This window comes from Bradyrhizobium sp. SZCCHNS1022 (assembly GCF_032484835.1).
Taxonomy (GTDB): domain Bacteria; phylum Pseudomonadota; class Alphaproteobacteria; order Rhizobiales; family Xanthobacteraceae; genus Bradyrhizobium.
In genome coordinates this window covers 677,388-694,883 of sequence record NZ_JAUETT010000003.1, presented here as the reverse complement: position 1 = coordinate 694,883, position 17,496 = coordinate 677,388, and the positions used below count along the sequence as shown (strand labels likewise).

The following is a 17,496-nucleotide window of genomic DNA, read 5'->3' as shown; positions in this document are numbered from 1 at the left end:
ACCGGGAATCCAACGAGCTGTCTCTACCCGCCGCCACTATGACAGTGACACCCGGTCAGATACAGGAATCTCGAGCTATCATCTCTGGATTCCGGGTTCGCTCGCTATTGGCGAGCGCCCGGAATGACGAAAGCTGGGGCCCGACATGGACGCACGCGACATCATCAAAGTCGGCCTGAGCGCCGAGCGCATCCTGATCGTGCCGCCGGAGCGCACGGTCGGGCATTTTGTGCCGCACATGCCCATGGTTTATGCGACGCCGATGATGATCCTGGAAATGGAGATGACCTCGGGTGACGCGATCAAGGCCAGCCTGCCGGAGGGCTGGGTCACGGTCGGCACCGAGGTCGACATCAAGCATCTGGCGGCCGCGCCGGTCGGTGCCACCATCCGCACCACGGCCGAAGTGATCGAGGTCGAGCGGCGCGTGATCCGGTTTGCGGTCGCCGCATTCCACGGCGATCTCAAGATCGGCGAGGGCCGGCACGGCCGCGGGCTCGTCAATGTCGCGCAGTTCAAGAAGCGGTTTGGTGTGCCGTAGCGGCTACGACGAAGCCGTCATTCGAGGCGCGTAAGCGCCGAAGCAATCCAGGCTCTGTCCGCGCCTCATGCCTGGATTGCTTCGCGGAGCTCGTCATCCGGTCGCGCTTCGCGCGGACCGGGCGGCTCGCAACGACGGAAACTCCTACTTCGCCAATTCCTTGGACCGCGCCGCGGCGGCGGCCACCGCGCGCGTCAGCAGCGGGCCAAATCCGTCCGCGCCCATCAGCACCGCCAGCGCCGCGGCCGTGGTGCCGCCGGGCGAGGTCACGTTCTGGCGCAAGGTCGCCGCTGACAGCTCCGAGCGATGCAGCAATTCGCCCGCGCCCGACACCGTGTCGCGCGCGAGTTTCGTTGCCAGCGCTTCCGGCAGGCCAGCCGCGACACCGGCCCGCGCGAGCTCCTCGGCGAGCAGGAAGACGTAGGCCGGTCCCGAGCCCGATACGGCCGTCACAGCGTCCATCAGGGCTTCGTCATCGACCCATTCGACCGCGCCGGTGGCGCGCAGCAAGGCGTCGGCGATGGCGCGCTGTGCGGTGCTGACGTCGGGGGCCGGCACCGCGACCGTGATGCCGCGACCGATTGCGGCCGGCGTGTTCGGCATCGCCCGGACCACGGCGCCGCCCACGACCTCCTGGAGCGCGGCGATGGTGGTGCCGGCCATGATCGAGACCACCAGCGTCGACGCGCCCACGCAACGTTTCAGCGTCGGGCCGGCCTCGCGGAACATCTGCGGCTTCACCGCGATCACCAGCGTCTCCGCCTCCGGCGCTTCAGCCGGATTGAGCCGCACGCCCCTGGCCGCGAGCGCGCCGATCTCGGCTGACGGCATCGGATCGATCACCACCACGCGCGACGGATCGAGGCCTTGCGAAAGCCAGCCGGTCAGCATCGCGCCGCCCATCTTGCCGGCCCCGGCGAGTGCGATGGTGCCGGTGATGTTTTGGAGCTTATTGTTGTTCACTGTTGTCACCGCACAAAAGCTGTCGTCCCGGCCTTGAGCCGGGATCCATAACCCACCGCGGTTTTAGTGGAGCGATGGCAGAGCGACAAGCAGCTTGCCTGAACGGAGAGGTCACGCGTTATGGGTCCCGACGTGCGCCGGGACGACACCGAATTTGAGGCGGCAGCGATCCGCCGTTGTTTGCCTTACGCCTCGCCCTCGGTGTCGAACAGCGCCGCAGCCATGGCTTCCTGCGTCGACTTGCCCGCCCAGACCACGAATTGGAACGCCGGGTAATAGCGCTCGCAGGCATGGATCGCGCCCTCGAGCATGCTGGCGCATTGCTGTTCCGAAGCGGTGATGCCGCCGGGCAGCACCAGCGCCTGGCGGTGCATCACCATGCCGGTGTGGGTCCAGATATCGAAATGGCCAAGCCAGAGCTGCTCGTTGATCGCACCGATCAGCCGCTGCACTTCCGCGCGCCGGTTTTCCGGAATCTTCATGTCGAAGGCGCAAGCGAGATGCAGCGCCTCGATCTCGGCCATCCAGGTGAACGAGATCTGATAGTCCGTCCACTGCCCCCTGGAGGCGATGGTTACTTCATCGATGCCGGAGCGTTCGAACGCCCAGTTGTTATCCGCGGCGATGGTCTCGACCACGGTCAGCGGATCGTTTCCGGAATCGATGATGCCTTCGAGCAGGGACATGCCGTCTCGACCTCTGTCTTCTTGATCTGGGTGGTACTCACGCGGCGACCCGGCCCGCGCCGTTGGAGGCGCAGTCGCAACCGGCTTGCAGTCCCGGAGGAACCCCGGGCGTTGCGCGAACAAACTGATGTGATTTGCTGAATCCGCGCAACTGCACGCTGAATCCGTCCACAGCCAAACCCTATTTCGTCCACAGCTCATCAAGCGGTGGACTTCATGGCCGTGAACAAAACGGAATCGGATTCGGGGGGCGCGCTCGGCCTCAGCGACTTGATTCTGGCATTCGGGATTCGGCGGAGGCCGAGCCGGGACTGCATGGCCGGTGGTCGAATTTTGCCGGTCAGGGAACTTGTCGGGCTGCTCGCCGCCCGGCATAGTTCGAGCGGGCCGTCCAGCCGGGCGGTCCATGTTCTCAGGGCGGGGTGGAATTCCCCACCGGCGGTAAGGGCCTTCCTGGAAGCGTCCAAGCCCGCGAGCGCCCTGTCCGTTCTCGCGATCGGGCAGGGGTCAGCAGATTCGGTGCGACTCCGAAGCCGACGGTCACAGTCCGGATGAAAGAGAACGGGTCCCGGCACCCCGCGCATGCGCGTGGGGGCGTCGTCGTTCCGTATGCCCTGATTCTGGTCTCAAACGAGGACAACCATGAATCAGATGTTGCAAGACCCCCAAGCTGATATCGAAACCGAAGCCTCTCCGCAGGCCGCCGTGCCGGTGGAGCCAAGCCCGCCTGACGAGGCGCCGCCTACGCCCTCGCATCCGCGGTTTGCCAAGCCGCAGCGCGTCGCCTTCGTGCAGTCGGCTTGGCACCGCGACGTCGTCGCCGAATGCCGCATCGCCTTTCTCGACGAGATCGAGGCGCGGCATATCGCACGCGAGCGCGTCGACATCTTCGAGGTGCCGGGCTCCTTCGAGATCCCGCTGCATGCGCAGCTGCTGGCCAAGACGCGCCGCTACACCGCGATCGTTGCGGCCGGGCTGGTCGTCGATGGCGGCATCTACCGCCACGAATTCGTCGCCGATACCGTGATCAAGGCGCTGATGGATGTGCAGTTGCGAACGGAAGTGCCGGTGTTTTCGGCGGTGCTGACGCCGCAGCAATTCCACGAGACGCAGGCGCATTTCGAGTTCTTCCGCAAGCATTTTGCGGTCAAGGGCGTGGAAGTCGCCGAAGCCTGCGCCAACACGCTGCTGAGTTTGGAGCGGCTGCGCAGCCAGGTCGCGGCGGGGATCGTGTAACGCAATCGCGGACGGGTGTGATCTGTGATCAGGCCCGTCCGCGTCGGCTATCCACGCATTGTTTGCCATCGTGCTCGCCACCTCTATAACATCGGCGGTGGGAGGACGTCGGCCCGTGGCGACGGGTCGGCAAGCATCATGTTCGACGGACACGATCCCTTTCTGGTCGCGCTGTCGGTGGCAATCGCGATTCTGGGCGGCTACACCGGCTTCAGCCTGACCGCGCGCATCCGCGAGGCCGCGGGCGTGAACCGCCGCGTGCTGCTGTCCGGCGCCGCGGCCTTTCTCGCCGTTGGCATCTGGACCATGCATTTCGTCGGCGTCATGGCCGCACCGCTCCCGGCTGATGCCACCTACCTCATGCTGCCGACCGTCACCTCGTTCCTGATCTGCGCGCTGGTCGTCGGCATCTCGCTCTTCTTCGTCAGCATCGGCGAGCGGGGACCGGAGCGGATCATTCCTTCCGCCGTGCTGCTCGGCACCGGCATCGCCAGCATGCATTATGTCGGCATCCACGGCCTGTCGGGAAACTTCGCCATCACGCATGATCCGCCGATGGTGCTCCTGTCGGTCGCGATCGCGATGCTCGCTGCCTATGGCGGCTTGCGGATCTTTCTGGCGCGGCAGGACGGCCTGCGGCTCGCGGCAAGCGCGATCGCCTTCGGCATCGCCGTCTCCGGCATGCACTATACCGCGATGCTCGGCATGCATTTCGTGCCGCTCACGGCGGACGTTCATCACCATGGTGTCGCGGGCCTCGCTGCGTCGCAGCAGGTGCTGTCGATCGTGGTGTCGGTGCTGTGCTTCGTCATCGCGGCCGGGTTTCTGCTCTCCCTGGTGCCGGACGCGCGGCGGCAGGTCGAAGCCGCGGCGTTCCAGCCGGACCATCTGGCGCCCGCGAGGGCAGAGGAGTTGGCTTCGGCCCCGCCCGAAGAAGCCGAGCCGATCCTTCCGACCAGTGCGCGCATGATGCCGGCGGCGCCGCTGGGCGGCCTCGGCCAGCCGCCGCGCGTTGCGGCGTCCCGGCTTCCGATCGAGGGTGCCAACGGCACCCATTTCATCGACGCCGCCGAGGTCCGCAGTGTCCGTGCCGATGCTCATTATACGAGGGTGCACGACGGCATGCGCGAGCGCATGTGCCCATGGTCGATCTCGGAGGCCGAAGCGCAACTCGATCCCAGCCTGTTCGTTCGTGTGCACCGCAGTCACATCGTCGCGATCTCGCATGTCTGCTTCGTGGGCAAGGACGGCGACGGCGCCATCATCGAACTCGACGGACCCGCGCCGCATCGCGTCCCCGTCAGCCGCGCCAAGATCGCCGAGGTCAAATCGCGCCTCGGGCTCGTGCGGCGGCAGGCATGATAGGTCGCACGCGCTGACGCAGTTCGTGCGCTGCGGCCCGCAATTCGTGTGAATTGAGCCGCATTCGTGCCGGGCGCGTTGCGCCCGGCTCATTCTCGGACAAGCCTTCTCCCAACACGACGCGCCTCTTCTCTTCGCGGCTGCAACTTCTCTTCGCGGCTGCAACTTCGCGATTGCGGCAAGAGACGCGGCGAAAAATCAGAACAGGGAGGACAGCGGATGATTCCTGGTCCGTTCAGCTATCACCGGCCCGAGAGCGTGGCCGATGCGGTCAAGCTGCTCGCATGTCTGGGCGACGAAGCCCGGCCGCTCGCCGGCGGCCATAGTCTCGTCCCGATGATGAAGCTCAGGCTCGCCACGCCGGCGCACCTGATCGATCTGCATGGCCTGTCCGAATTGAAATTCATCCGCCGCGACGGCAATCGCATCCGCATCGGCGCGATGACGACGCAACACGACCTGCTCACGTCCGACGAGATCCGTGCGAACTTGCCGATCCTGCAGGAGGCCGCCGCCCTGATCGCAGATCCCCAGGTGCGTTATCGCGGCACGCTGGGCGGCAATGTCGCCAATGGCGATCCCGGCAATGACATGCCGGCCCTGATGATGGCGCTGGGCGCAAGCTACAGGCTCGAAGGGCCCGGCGGGGCACGCGAGATCGCCGCCACCGAGTTCTATCAGGGCGCCTATTTCACTTCGCTCGAGCCCGGCGAGCTGTTGACGGAAATCTCCGTTCCTCTTCCGCCGGCCGGCCATGGCTATGCCTATGAGAAGCTGAAACGGAAAGTGGGCGATTACGCGACCGCCGCCGCCGCCGTGGTGCTGACAATGGCAAACGGCAAAGTCGCAGCCTGCGCGATTGGCCTGACCAATCTGCACGAGACGCCGCTGCTCGCGACCGATGCCGCCAACGCAGTGATCGGCACGGCGCTCGATCCGGCCGCGTTGAATGCGGCGGCCGACGCGGCGCGCGCCATCATGGCGCCGGCGGCCGATGCGCGCGGCCCAGTCGAATACCGCAAACATGTCGGCGGCATCATGGTGATCCGCGCGCTGCAGCGGGCAGCGCAACGCGCGAAGTGACGATCTGCTTTTCGGAGTGAAGCCGCCGCGAGCGCGGTCGTCTCCCTCCCTCTTGCGGGGAAGGGGCGGGGTGGGGGGAGCCCCAAGCGGCTCTGTCGCCGTGGACCCCCAACCCCTCCCCGCTGCCGACAATCGCTTCGCGATTGCGGCGTGGGGGGAGCAAACCGATGCCGTGGCCTCAGTGAGACCGATCCACAATTTCTTGAGGAAGCGAACCAATGCCCAAAACCCACGTCACGATGACAGTGAACGGCAGCGAGGTCGAAGGCCTCGTCGAGCCGCGCACGCTGCTGGTGCATTTCCTGCGCGAGCAGGCGCTGCTGACCGGCACGCATATTGGTTGCGAAACCACCCATTGCGGCGCCTGCACCGTCGACATCGACGGCATGAGCGTGAAGAGCTGCACGATGTTCGCGGTCCAGGCGCAGGGGACCGAGATCACCACGATCGAAGGCATGGCGAATGCCGACGGGACATTGTCGCCACTGCAGGAAGGCTTTCGCATGATGCACGGCCTGCAATGCGGCTTCTGCACGCCCGGCATGATCGTGCGCGCCCACCGGCTTCTGCAGGAAAATCCGTCGCCCACCGAAGAGGAAATCCGCGCCGGCATCTCCGGCAACATCTGCCGCTGCACCGGTTACCAGAACATCGTCAGGGCGATTCAATACGCCGCCGCCAAGATCAATGGCGTGGAATTCAAGGAGGCCGCCGAATGAACGACATGACTCCCACGCGGGAACAACGCGAAGCGGCGCTCGAAGGCATGGGCTGCAAGCGCAAGCGCGTCGAGGACATCCGCTTCACGCAAGGCAAGGGCAACTATGTCGACGACGTCAAGCTGCCGGGCATGCTGCACGGCGACTTCGTCCGCTCCCCGCATGCGCATGCGCGGGTGAAGTCGATCGACACCGAGGAGGCGCTGAAGGTGCCCGGCGTGCTCGCGGTCATCACCGCCGAGACGCTCAAGACGGTCAATCTCGCCTGGATGCCGACCTTGGCTGGCGACGTGCAGATGGTGCTCGCCGACGGCAAGGTGCTGTTCCAGAACCAGGAGGTTGCCTTCGTCGTCGCGACCGACCGCTATGCGGCGGACGATGGGGTCTGCAAGGTCGTGGTGGAATACGAGCCGCTGCCGGTGCTGATCGATCCGTTCAAGGCGATGGACCCCGACGCGCCGGTGCTGCGCGAGGATCTCGCCGGCAAGACGTCCGGCGCCCACGGCCCGCGCAAGCATCACAACCACATCTTCGAATGGAGCGTCGGCGACAAGGAGCTGACGGACGCAGCCTTCAACAAGGCCGAGGTCACGATCAAGGAGATGATCTCCTATCACCGCACCCATCCGTCGCCGCTGGAGACCTGCCAGTGCGTCTGCTCGTTCGACAAGATCAAGGGCGAACTGACGATCTGGGGCACCTTCCAGGCGCCGCATGTCATCCGCACGGTGGTGTCGCTGATCGCCAAGCTGCCGGAGCAGAAGATCCACGTGATCGCGCCCGACATCGGCGGCGGCTTCGGCAACAAGGTCGGCGCCTATCCGGGCTATATCTGCGCGGCGGTGGCCTCGATCGTCACCGGCAAGCCGGTGAAATGGGTCGAGGACCGCATCGAAAACCTGACCGCGACCGCGTTCGCACGCGACTATCACATGACGGCCGAAATCGCCGCGACGAAGGAGGGCAGGGTCACCGGCCTGCGTGTTCACGTGCTTGCCGATCACGGCGGCTTCGACGCCTGCGCCGATCCGTCGAAATGGCCGGCCGGCTTCTTCAACATCGTGACGGGATCGTATGACTTCCCGGTCGCGCATCTTGCGGTCGACGGCGTCTATACCAACAAGGCGCCGGGCGGCGTGGCCTACCGTTGCTCGTTCCGCGTCACGGAGGCTGCCTATTGCATCGAGCGCGCGATGGATATCCTGGCGCAGAAGCTCGGCATGGATCCGGCCGAATTGCGCCTGAAGAACTTCGTCAAGCCGGAGCAATTTCCGTATCATTCGGCGCTGGGCTGGGAGTACGATTCCGGCGACTACCACACCGCCATGCGCAAGATGATGGAGAGTGTGGATTACGCCGGCCTCCGCAAGGAGCAGGCTGAGAAGCGCGCTGCCTTCAAGCGCGGCGAGACCCGCGAGATCATGGGGCTCGGCATCTCCTTCTTCACCGAGATCGTCGGCGCCGGCCCATCGAAGAACTGCGACATCCTGGGCATCGCGATGTTCGATTCCTGCGAGATCCGCCTGCATCCAACCGGTGCGGGGATCGCACGGATGGGCACCAAGAGCCAGGGCCAGGGCCACGAGACCACCTGGGCGCAGATCATCGCCACCGAAATCGGCATTCCCGCCGACAACATCATGGTCGAGGAGGGCAACACCGATACCGCGCCTTACGGCCTCGGCACTTACGGTTCGCGCTCGACGCCGGTCGCCGGTGCTGCGATCGCGATGGCCGCGCGCAAGATCAAGGCGAAGGCGCAGATGATCGCGGCCTACAAGCTCGAGGTTCACGAGGACGATCTCGAATGGGACATCGACGGCTTCCGCGTCAAGGGACTGCCGGAGAAGGTGATGTCGATGAAGGACATCTGCTGGGCGGCGTATAATTCCGTGCCGCCGGGCATGGAGCCCGGACTGGAGGCTGTCTCGTATTATGATCCGCCCAACATGACCTATCCTTTCGGCGCCTATCTCTGTGTGATGGATATCGACGTCGACACCGGCGTCTACAAGATCAGACGCTTCTATGCGCTGGACGATTGCGGCACCCGCATCAATCCGATGATCATCGAAGGGCAGGTGCATGGGGGCCTCACCGAAGCTTTCGCGATCGCGATGGGCCAGGAGATCCGCTACGACGAGGGCGGCAATGTCGTCACCGGCTCGTTCATGGACTTCTTCATGCCGACCGCGGTGGAAACCCCGCATTGGGAAACCGACTTCACGGTCACGCCGTCGCCGCATCACCCGATCGGCGCCAAGGGGGTCGGCGAAAGCCCGAATGTCGGCGGCGTGCCGGCGTTCTCCAATGCGGTCAACGATGCCTTCTCGTTCTTAGGGTCGACGCATATCCAGATGCCGCACGATTTCTGGCGCAACTGGAAGGCGGCGAAGAAGCTGGGCGTGGTGGGATAGTTACACCGGCGTCATTGCGAGCGAAGCGAAGCAATCCAGAGCTACAAAAAGATTCTGGATTGCTTCGTCGCTTCGCTCCTCGCAATGACGAGGAAGCATAAGAAATGAAAACCCGCGACGACATCGCCAGATCCCTCGCCGCCTGCGGCTACATCGCCGATGGTGAGCTTGCGACCGCAATCGCGCTGATGCAGATGCTCAAGCGGCCGCTGCTGCTCGAGGGTGAGGCGGGCGTCGGCAAGACGGAAGTGGCCAAGGCATTGGCCTGCGTGCGCGCGACCGAGCTGATCCGACTGCAATGCTACGAAGGGCTCGACCAGTCCCAGGCGCTGTACGAGTGGAACTACCAGCGCCAGCTGCTTGCGATCGAGGCGCATCGCGGCCATGCCGACGAGATCGAGGACCAGATCTTCTCGGAAAAATATCTGCTGGAACGGCCGCTGCTTGCCGCGATCCGGCGCGCCACGCCGCCGGTGCTTTTGATCGACGAGATCGACCGCGCCGACGACGAGTTCGAGGCGTTCCTGCTGGAGCTGCTCTCCGACTTCCAGGTCTCGATCCCTGAGCTCGGCACCATCAAGGCGACGTCGATCCCGCACGTGGTGCTGACCTCGAACGGCACCCGTGAGCTCTCCGATGCGTTGCGCCGGCGCTGCCTCTACCATTATGTCGATTATCCCGACGTCGATCGCGAGGCCCGTATTATCCTGGCGCGGATCGACGGCGCATCGGCGCAGCTGTCGCTGCAGATCGCGCGCATGGTGGAATCGATCCGAAAGGAAGAGCTGCGCAAGGTGCCGGGCGTCGCCGAGACGCTCGACTGGGCGGCCGCGCTGGTCGGTCTCGACGTGCATGATCTCAAGGACCAGCCCGAGATCGTGCAGGAGACGCTGATGTGCCTGCTCAAGACCCATGAAGATCGCGCCCGGATCACGCGTGAGGTCTCGGCGCGCCTACTGGGGAAGGTCGCATGAGCTGCTGCGGTCCCACGCCAGATGCCGACGACATGAGCGCGGCCACGCGGCTGATCGCGATCCGTCTTTCGGCGTTCTTGAAGACCCTGCGCGACAACGGCTTTGCCGTGGGCCTCGCCGAAGGCCGGGATGCCGCGACCGTCTTGACGTCCGGTTACGCGCAGAAGCCGGGCTTGCTTCGTTCGGCCCTGAAACACCTGCTCTCGGCGCGCAAGAGCGAATGGGACCGGTTCGACGGCCTGTTCGATGCATTCTGGCTGAACATGCGCGTGCGGTCGCGCTCGTTGATATCCGGATCGTCGAAGGCGGCGAACAGCCCATCCCTGAAGAGCTTGCTGGATGCAGATGACAGGCGCGGCACACCGCAATCGGCGACCGATCAGGTGCCGTCGTCGGACGACGCGCCGCAGGAGGCAGGTGGTGAAGGGCGCAGCGAGGGCGCCTCGCGCGTCGACAATCTTGCCGAGGTCGATTTCCGCAAGCTGTCCGATCCGGATCAGATGGCGCGGGCGCACGAGGCGGCCGCGCGGCTCGCGAAGGCCATGCGCACGCGGCTGACCCGCCGTGATCAGCTGACGAAGAAGGGCCAGCGGCTCGATCTGCGCCGCACCATCCATCGCAATATCAGTCATGGCGGCGTGCCGATCACGCTCGTGCATCGCCGCCGCAAGCACAAGCCGCTGCGGCTCGTCGTGCTGCTTGACGCCTCCGGCTCGATGAGCATGTACACGGCGGTGTTCCTGCGCTTCATCCATGGCGTGCTCGACGAATTTCGCGAGGCCGAGGCGTTCCTGTTCCACACGCGGCTGGTCCACGTCTCAGATGCGATGAAGGAGAAGGATGCGGCGCGCGCGCTCGATCGTCTCTCGATGATGGCGCAGGGGGCGGGTGGCGGCACCAGGATCGGCGAGAGCCTCCAGACCTTCAACCGCTGGCACGCGGCGCGCGTGATCCATTCGCGCAGCTGCGTGATGATCGTGTCCGACGGCTATGAGACCGGCGATGCTGCTCTGCTCGGACGGGAAATGGCGCAGCTGGCGCGCCGCTGCCGCCGTATCGTCTGGCTCAATCCGATGGCGGGCTGGCAGGGCTACGCTCCGGAAGCGAAGGGCATCCAGGCCGCTCTGCCTCATGTCGATCTCTATGCGCCGGCGCACACGCTCGCGTCGCTCGCGTCGCTGGAGCCATATCTGGCGAGGTTGTGATGATGGTGAGCCGGGTTGAAGCGAGACTGAGCCGAACTGGTAGCCCGAAGGCAGTATGCTCCCTCCCCCCTTGTGGGGGAGGGCTGGGGAGGGGGGCCTCCAGGCAGATCGCCCGTGGCTTACCCCCCTCCCTAACCCTCCCCCACAAGGGGGGAGGGAACGCATTTCTGATGCCTCGACAGTATGCCTCGAACGCCCTGCGGAGCAGGCGCCAATGACCGCCATCCCCGAAGTGCTCGATCTCGCCGCGCAGCTGAAGGCGTCGGAGGAAAGCTTCGTGCTCGCCACCGTCGTGCGCACGGTGTCGGTGACGGCGGCGAAGGCAGGGGCGAAGGCGATCATCCGTCCCGACGGCACCATCGTGGCGGGGTGGATCGGCGGCGGCTGCGCACGCGGCGCGGTGCTGAAGGCTGCGCGCGAGGCGCTGGCCGACGGCATCCCGCGCATGGTCTCGGTGCAGCCGGAAAACCTCCTGGTCGAGCTCGGCGTCAAGGCTGGCGAGACGCGCCAGGGCGTGAAGTTCGCCAGCAACATGTGCCCGAGCCGGGGCACGATGGACATCTTCGTCGAGCCGGTGTTGCCGCATCCCTCGCTGGTGATCTTCGGCGCCAGCCCGGTGGCGCTGTCGTTGGCGGCGCAAGCCAAGCCGCTCGGCTATCACGTCACGCTGGCCGCGCCCGCATCCGACCTCGTCACCGCGCCGGAAGCCGATATGGTGATCGACGGCTTTGCGCTCGATCGGCTCGGCGATGCCAAGCGCTTCGTCGTCGTCTCGACGCAAGGGAAGGGCGACGAGGCGGCGCTGCGGGCGGCCATCGCCACCGATGCGACTTATCACGCCTTCGTCGGCAGCCGCCGCAAGATGGCCGTCTTGCGCACCAAGCTGATCGCCGAGGGCGCAAATCCTGCTGATCTCGACCGCGTCAAGGCGCCCGCCGGGCTCGATCTCGGCGCCATCACGCCGGAGGAGATCGCGATGTCGATCCTGGCGGAGATGACGATCGAGCGGAGGCGGGGGCAGCGCAGCGCTCATGCCTCCCCGACCGGTTAGAAAGAGCCACCATGCGCTTCGCGGCAGGGCGATGTCGCGCGGTCTTCGCGCAGCTTACATCATCTTTCCGCCGATCGCGCGCTGCAGCAGGCGCCTTGGCTCTTCGCTGGACACATCGTCGCCGGCCCAGGCCACGAACTGATCGGGCCGCACCAGGATCAGGCGGGCCTCATATCGCTCGCGGCCATTTGTTGCGGTGTCGTTGATGACCTTCAGCGGCACGCGCAGGTCCGCGGCCGCCTTCGCGAAGTGGGAGGCCGCGTCGCCGGCGCCGAGTGCGATCAGCGTGAAGCCTTGGCCCAGCTCCTCGAACACGTTCCTGCCCGATGACAGCTTCTGCGGCGTCAGGTGATGGCCGGCACGAGCGGCATAAGCATGGTTGCCGATCGCGCTACTCACGGCGCCCGGCGCTCCCCACACGATCGGCGAGCCCTCGTAGTTCGGCTCGAACGCGTTCACCTCGGCGCGCGCGCCGGACTGCCGCTCGCGCCAGGCCGTCTCGAAATCGGCGCGGTCGCGGGCCGGATCGTGGCTGCGGAGGAAGTCGCGGTCGGTGAGGATCGATTTTTCGATGAAGTCGCGTGCGGTGGAAGCGAACACCGGCTGCCGCTCGGCGCTGTAGCTGTCGAGCAGGCCGGCCTCTGCCCAGCCCTGCAGCCGGGCGGCCAGCTTCCAGGACAGGTTGACGGCATCCTCGAGCCCGCTGTTGACGCCATAGCCGCCATAGGGGGGATGGCTGTGGGCGGCGTCGCCGGCGATGAAGATGCGCCCCGCGCGATAGCTGTCGGCGATCGCGAAGCGCAGATCCCAGAAGCCGACATGCTCGAGCGTGACATCGAACTCGGCGCCCGCGGCCTCGTGCAGGAAGCGCTTGAAGTCGAAATTGTCGCGTGTCGTGTCGGCCGGCACCGGCGCATGGAAGAACCAGGTCGAGCCGAGATCGACGCGGCCGAAGAACTTCCAGTAGCCGTCAAGCGCCGGATGCAGCACGTTGTAGAATGACTTGCCGGGGTAGCGCGCCAGCAGTTCGTGCAGGCCGTTGGAGCGGAACACCAGCAGCACCATCAGCCGATCGTGGTCGGATTTCGTCTGGGTGATGCCGGCCTGCTCGCGCACCAGCGAGCGGCTGCCGTCGCAGCCGACCACGTAATCTGCGTGCAGGATCCGCTTGCCGCCGTCGCGATCGGCAATCTCGACCTCGGCATCGTCAGCGTTCTGGTGGACGGCGGTGCAGGTCCAGCCATAGAGCAGCTCGATCGCCTCGATCTCCGCCGCGCGCAGGCGCAGCACGGCTTCGGTGGCGTATTGCGGCAGCCGTTCGTTGTCGGTGAAGTAGAACGGCCGTACCAGCTCGCGCTGCAGCCAGTCATAGTTGTAGCCGCTGAGCAGCGAACCATAGGCGGTGAGCCCGCCGATGCCGTACTCGCGCGGGATGGTGCGCGCGGCGCGCAGCGCATCTTCCGCACCCCAGACATGGAAATGCTCCATGGTGCGCTGGGTCAGGTTCTGGCCCTTCGGGATCTGCTGCGGCTCGGTGTAGCGCTCGACGACGACCGACTTGATGCCGCGCAGGCCAAGATCGATCGCGAGCCCGATGCCCACCGGGCCGCCGCCGACGATCACGACAGGCGTTTTTGGGTGCGCCATCATCCGCATGCGTCTCCTCTCTTCGCGCGCCGCGGTCATTCCGGTCTGCCGGGCGCTCCGGTGCTTCACATGCCGTCTGTCGCCCGATGCGTCAATAAGAATCTCATATATTGAGATTTTGAATGGATTCGTCGAAGGCTTCTGTCCCGATCAGCCGAGCCGCCTCGCACACCTCCGTGCTGATCCGGTCGATCAGCTCGCCATTCGCCTGTTGTCCGCCGATGGTGACGCAGAGGCTGGCCACCGGATAACCGGCATCGAGGATCGGTGCGGCGACACCGACTGCGCCAGGCGTCACTTCGCCGAATGCCACCGCGACGCCGGCGCGCCGGATGCGCTTGAGCGCGGCCAGGATGTCATCCGGCGTCCTGCCGACGCCGACCTGGCGGAGATCGTCCGCATAGCGGCCGATCAACGCCATCAGTTGCGGCTTCGGCAGGAACGCCATGATCGAGCGGGCGATCGCGCCGCGTCCCATCGGCATCGGCCGTCCGCGCGGATAGCTGCTGATGGGATTGGGGGCGGAGGACTGTGAGGCGACGCACAGCATTTTGTCGCCATACCAGCGCACGACCAGCGCGGTGCAGGGATGGGCAGTGGTGAGGCGCGCCAGATGCGGCGTGGCCGCTGCGACCAGAGGGTCGGCGCGGCGGCTCAGGTAATCCATTTCGACAACGCGCGGACCGAGCGTCAGGCGGCCTCCCCGTGTCGACATCAAAAGCCCGATGTCCTTCAGGCTCTTCAGATAGCGATAGAGCGTCGGCCTGGTGTAGCCGAGCTCGCGCATCAACTCCTCGGGCGTCCAGAGCGGGCGGCTCTCACTGAAGAGGTCGAGCAGCGCCAGCACTCGATCCTGACTGTTGGTCTTCTTCAACGCCTGCCTCACCATGTCTCACGCCGCCGTCCTGATACCCGGATTTGCGGGTTCGCGAAAATGCTCGCGGCTGACGGCTTGTGTTGAATAAAATCTCATAATAAGAGATTTGAGACAAAAATCGATAACAGGCCGGCAGGCCACGGGGAAGGACGACGCGGATGGATCTCGACGTTAGGGCGAGGGCGGCAGCTGTTATCGACGTGCCGGAGACCATCGACCGTTTGCCGGTCGCTCCCTTCCAGATCCGCGTGCTCCTGATTTGTGCGGCGGTCCTGTTCGTCGATGGGTTCGACACCCAGGCCATTGGCTACGTCGCGCCGGCTCTGGCGCAGGAATGGAAGCTGACGCGCGGCGCGCTCGGGCCGGTGTTCAGCGCCGGCCTGTTCGGCCTCATGATCGGGGCCATGCTGTTCGGTACGATCGCCGACCGGATCGGGCGCAAGCGGATCATCGTGCTGAGCACCGCCGCATTCGGTGTCGGCACCTTGCTGACGATGCTGGCGCAGGATGCGACCTGGCTGATCGCGTTTCGTTTTCTCACCGGGCTTGGCCTTGGCGGCGCGATGCCGAACGCGGTGGCGCTGACCTCCGAGCTCAGCCCGCACCGGCGCCGCGCCACCATGGTGATGACGATGTTCGCAGGCTTCTCGATCGGCGCTGCGCTCGGCGGCCTGCTCGCAGCCGCGCTGATTCCCGCCTTCGGCTGGCGTTCGGTCTTCCTGGTCGGCGGGCTGGTGCCGCTGGCGTTGGCGCCGATCCTCGGCGTCGTGCTGCCGGAATCGATCCGCTATCTCACGCTGGTCGGCGGGCGCGACCGCGAGGTCGCTGCGCTGTTGCGGCGGGTCGCGCCGACGGTCGAGGTCGCACCCGACGCCCACTTCGTCGTGCGCGAGCCGAAACTGCCGGGTCTGCCGCTCGCGCATCTGTTCGCTGAGCATCGCGGCCGGGTGACGCTGCTGCTCTGGGTCGTCTTCTTCATGAGCCTGCTCGATCTCTATCTGTTGTCGAACTGGCTGCCGACCGTGCTCAACGATCTCGGCACCTCGGTCTCAGTTGCTGCGGTGATCGGCGCCATGCTGCAGGTCGGCGGCGTGGTTGGCACCTTCACGCTCGGCCGCGTCATCGACCGCTTTTCCTTCCAGGCGCTGGCGATCGTCTATTTCTGTGCGGCGCTAGCGGTCGCGGCGATCGGCTTCACCAGCCATTCGACCGGCTTCGTCACGGTCGCGATCTTCGCCGCCGGCTTCTGCATCGTCGGTGGTCAGATCGCCGCCAACGCGCTGACGGCGACCTATTATCCGACCGCGATCCGCTCCACCGGCATGGGCTGGGCGCTCGGCATCGGCCGCATCGGCTCGATCGTCGGACCGCTGGTCGGCGGCGCGATGCTGGCCGCCAAGGTCGGCGTCGACATGTTGTTCACGGCGGCGGCGATCCCGGCGCTGATCGCAGCCGTGGCGGCATTCGCGCTGATGCGTGCCACGCTGCCTGGCGAAGGGTGAGCGCAGACAGCGCAGTTGACGTCGTCGATGCTGAATGGATGAGCGGCGAAGGCGCCTCGGCATTGGCTCGTATTGCGCTGACAGGCGGCACGGTGTTGCGGCCGTTTCGCCTGTCAGCTCGTGAGCGGCAGGTCGAACCTCACCTTCAGCCCGTCGGCGGCGAAGTCGCGCGTGACCGCCCCGCCGAGCGCGGGGCCGAGAATGCGCTCGAACAGCAGCGAGCCGAAACCGTTGCGGGCCGGCTGCGTGACCTGAGGTCCGCCGCTCTCTTGCCACGACAGCTCGAGGCGGCCGCCGTCGAGCCTCCAGCCCAGCGTCACGCCGCCGGCATCGTTGGAGAGTGCGCCATACTTCACCGCGTTGGTGACGAGCTCATGCAGTCCCATCGAGAGATAAAGCGCAATACCCGGAGCAAGCTGCACCAAAGGGCCGTCGACCGCGATGCGCTCGCATTGCAGCGGCGCCAGCTCGGCCTCCACAAGCTCGTCGAGCGTGATCGCCTCACGGCCGCGATCGAGCGCCAGCGCGTGGCTGCGCGTCAGCGCCGCGATGCGGCCGCGCAGCGCCTCGCCGAAATTCACGAACGTCGCGTCGGCGCGGACGCTGAGAGCGATGATGCTGTCGACCAGGGCCAGCGTGTTCTTGACGCGGTGGTTGAGCTCGTGGACCAGCAGGCGATGGTGTTGCTCGACGGTCCGTCGTCGCGCATTCTCGGCGCGCAACGCGATCTCGTCCATCACGATCTCGCTGAGTTCGGTGAGCTGGGCGATGTCATCCTCGCTCCAGGCACGCGGGACGTGGTCGATGACGTAGAGCGCGCCGATCACCTCGCCTCCCGACAGCTTCAAGGGAACACCCAGATAGGCGATCACCCCGGGGACAGGCACGGCAAGATGGTTCTTCACCAGAGGATGCTGGCCCGCATCGGTGACGACCAGCGGCGCTGCTGTGCTCACGACGTGCTGGCAGAAGGAGTGATTCAGTGGCGTCTCCCGCAACGAATTCCACGGCTCGCACAGGCCGATCGAGCTCTTGAAGAATTGCCTGTCGCGATCGACGAGCGCGATGATCGCGGCCGGCGCCTGCAAGAGCCGCGTCGCGAGGCGCGTGACACGATCGAAGCCCGGCTCGGGCGGAGTGTCGAGCAGGTCCGTCTGCGACAGGCTGGTCAGTCGGTCCGGCGCGGGAGAGTCACGATCGGGGGGCATGCTGGACTTCGTCGGGCGGTTGAGC

Annotated in this window: 15 protein-coding genes and 1 riboswitch; of the genes, 10 read left to right on the top strand and 5 right to left on the bottom strand. The window is 65.8% G+C overall.

All coding sequences use genetic code 11. From position 1 onward, the window contains the following. The first annotated feature begins 145 nt into the window (after nucleotides 1–145). Nucleotides 146–541: a thioesterase family protein gene (locus tag QX071_RS22930; RefSeq protein WP_315704940.1), complete on the top strand. Its 396-nt coding sequence runs from the start codon at nucleotides 146–148 to the stop codon at nucleotides 539–541. A 144-nt stretch (nucleotides 542–685) separates the two neighbouring features. Here QX071_RS22930 and proC read toward each other — a convergent pair whose 3' ends face one another. Together proC and QX071_RS22920 are read right to left on the bottom strand one after the other, a co-directional pair. After that, the gene (gene proC, locus QX071_RS22925) at nucleotides 686–1,513 is read right to left on the bottom strand and encodes a pyrroline-5-carboxylate reductase (protein WP_315704939.1); all 828 of its coding nucleotides are present in this window, start codon (nucleotides 1,511–1,513) and stop codon (nucleotides 686–688) included. 176 nt (nucleotides 1,514–1,689) lie between these two features. Further along, nucleotides 1,690–2,190, bottom strand: a complete 501-nt coding sequence (locus QX071_RS22920; protein ID WP_315704938.1) for a YbjN domain-containing protein — start codon at nucleotides 2,188–2,190, stop codon at nucleotides 1,690–1,692. Nucleotides 2,191–2,594: 404 nt separating this feature from the next. Next, a riboswitch (FMN riboswitch) is annotated at nucleotides 2,595–2,757 on the top strand. Nucleotides 2,758–2,832: 75 nt separating this feature from the next. Here QX071_RS22920 and QX071_RS22915 point away from each other — a divergent pair. From QX071_RS22915 to QX071_RS22880, 8 genes are all read left to right on the top strand, one after another. Further along, entirely contained in the window at nucleotides 2,833–3,426 is a 594-nt protein-coding gene (locus QX071_RS22915; RefSeq protein ID WP_315704937.1) for a 6,7-dimethyl-8-ribityllumazine synthase, read from the top strand. A gap of 138 nt (nucleotides 3,427–3,564) precedes the next feature. After that, nucleotides 3,565–4,788, top strand: a complete 1,224-nt coding sequence (locus tag QX071_RS22910; RefSeq protein WP_315704936.1) for an MHYT domain-containing protein — start codon at nucleotides 3,565–3,567, stop codon at nucleotides 4,786–4,788. Between the two features lie 219 nt (nucleotides 4,789–5,007). Continuing rightward, nucleotides 5,008–5,871, top strand: a complete 864-nt coding sequence (locus QX071_RS22905; protein WP_315704935.1) for a xanthine dehydrogenase family protein subunit M — start codon at nucleotides 5,008–5,010, stop codon at nucleotides 5,869–5,871. Between the two features lie 218 nt (nucleotides 5,872–6,089). After that, nucleotides 6,090–6,590, top strand: coding sequence for a (2Fe-2S)-binding protein (locus QX071_RS22900; RefSeq protein ID WP_315704934.1), 501 nt, complete (start codon nucleotides 6,090–6,092; stop codon nucleotides 6,588–6,590). Then, nucleotides 6,587–9,007, top strand: a complete 2,421-nt coding sequence (locus QX071_RS22895) for an aerobic carbon-monoxide dehydrogenase large subunit (RefSeq protein WP_315704933.1) — start codon at nucleotides 6,587–6,589, stop codon at nucleotides 9,005–9,007. Before QX071_RS22900 ends, QX071_RS22895 begins: the two co-directional genes overlap by 4 nt. 104 nt (nucleotides 9,008–9,111) lie before the next feature. Beyond that, nucleotides 9,112–9,981 carry a MoxR family ATPase gene (locus QX071_RS22890; protein WP_315704932.1) on the top strand — a complete coding sequence of 290 codons (870 nt, stop codon included), beginning with the start codon at nucleotides 9,112–9,114 and terminating at the stop codon, nucleotides 9,979–9,981. After that, entirely contained in the window at nucleotides 9,978–11,186 is a 1,209-nt protein-coding gene (locus QX071_RS22885) for a VWA domain-containing protein (protein WP_315704931.1), read from the top strand. Before QX071_RS22890 ends, QX071_RS22885 begins: the two co-directional genes overlap by 4 nt. 214 nt (nucleotides 11,187–11,400) lie before the next feature. After that, complete coding sequence (locus tag QX071_RS22880) at nucleotides 11,401–12,237, top strand: XdhC family protein (protein WP_315704930.1); 837 nt, start codon at nucleotides 11,401–11,403, stop codon at nucleotides 12,235–12,237. A gap of 54 nt (nucleotides 12,238–12,291) precedes the next feature. Here QX071_RS22880 and QX071_RS22875 read toward each other — a convergent pair whose 3' ends face one another. Together QX071_RS22875 and QX071_RS22870 are read right to left on the bottom strand one after the other, a co-directional pair. Continuing rightward, the gene (locus tag QX071_RS22875; protein WP_315704929.1) at nucleotides 12,292–13,893 is read right to left on the bottom strand and encodes an FAD-dependent monooxygenase; all 1,602 of its coding nucleotides are present in this window, start codon (nucleotides 13,891–13,893) and stop codon (nucleotides 12,292–12,294) included. A gap of 94 nt (nucleotides 13,894–13,987) precedes the next feature. Next, the gene (locus QX071_RS22870; RefSeq protein ID WP_315704928.1) at nucleotides 13,988–14,773 is read right to left on the bottom strand and encodes an IclR family transcriptional regulator; all 786 of its coding nucleotides are present in this window, start codon (nucleotides 14,771–14,773) and stop codon (nucleotides 13,988–13,990) included. Between the two features lie 146 nt (nucleotides 14,774–14,919). Between QX071_RS22870 and QX071_RS22865 the strand changes: the two genes are divergently transcribed. Further along, nucleotides 14,920–16,263, top strand: coding sequence for an MFS transporter (locus QX071_RS22865; RefSeq protein WP_315704927.1), 1,344 nt, complete (start codon nucleotides 14,920–14,922; stop codon nucleotides 16,261–16,263). 113 nt (nucleotides 16,264–16,376) lie between these two features. Here the strand turns inward: QX071_RS22865 and QX071_RS22860 are convergent, their stop codons facing one another. Next, nucleotides 16,377–17,471: an HWE histidine kinase domain-containing protein gene (locus tag QX071_RS22860; RefSeq protein ID WP_315704926.1), complete on the bottom strand. Its 1,095-nt coding sequence runs from the start codon at nucleotides 17,469–17,471 to the stop codon at nucleotides 16,377–16,379. Nucleotides 17,472–17,496 lie beyond the last annotated feature (25 nt).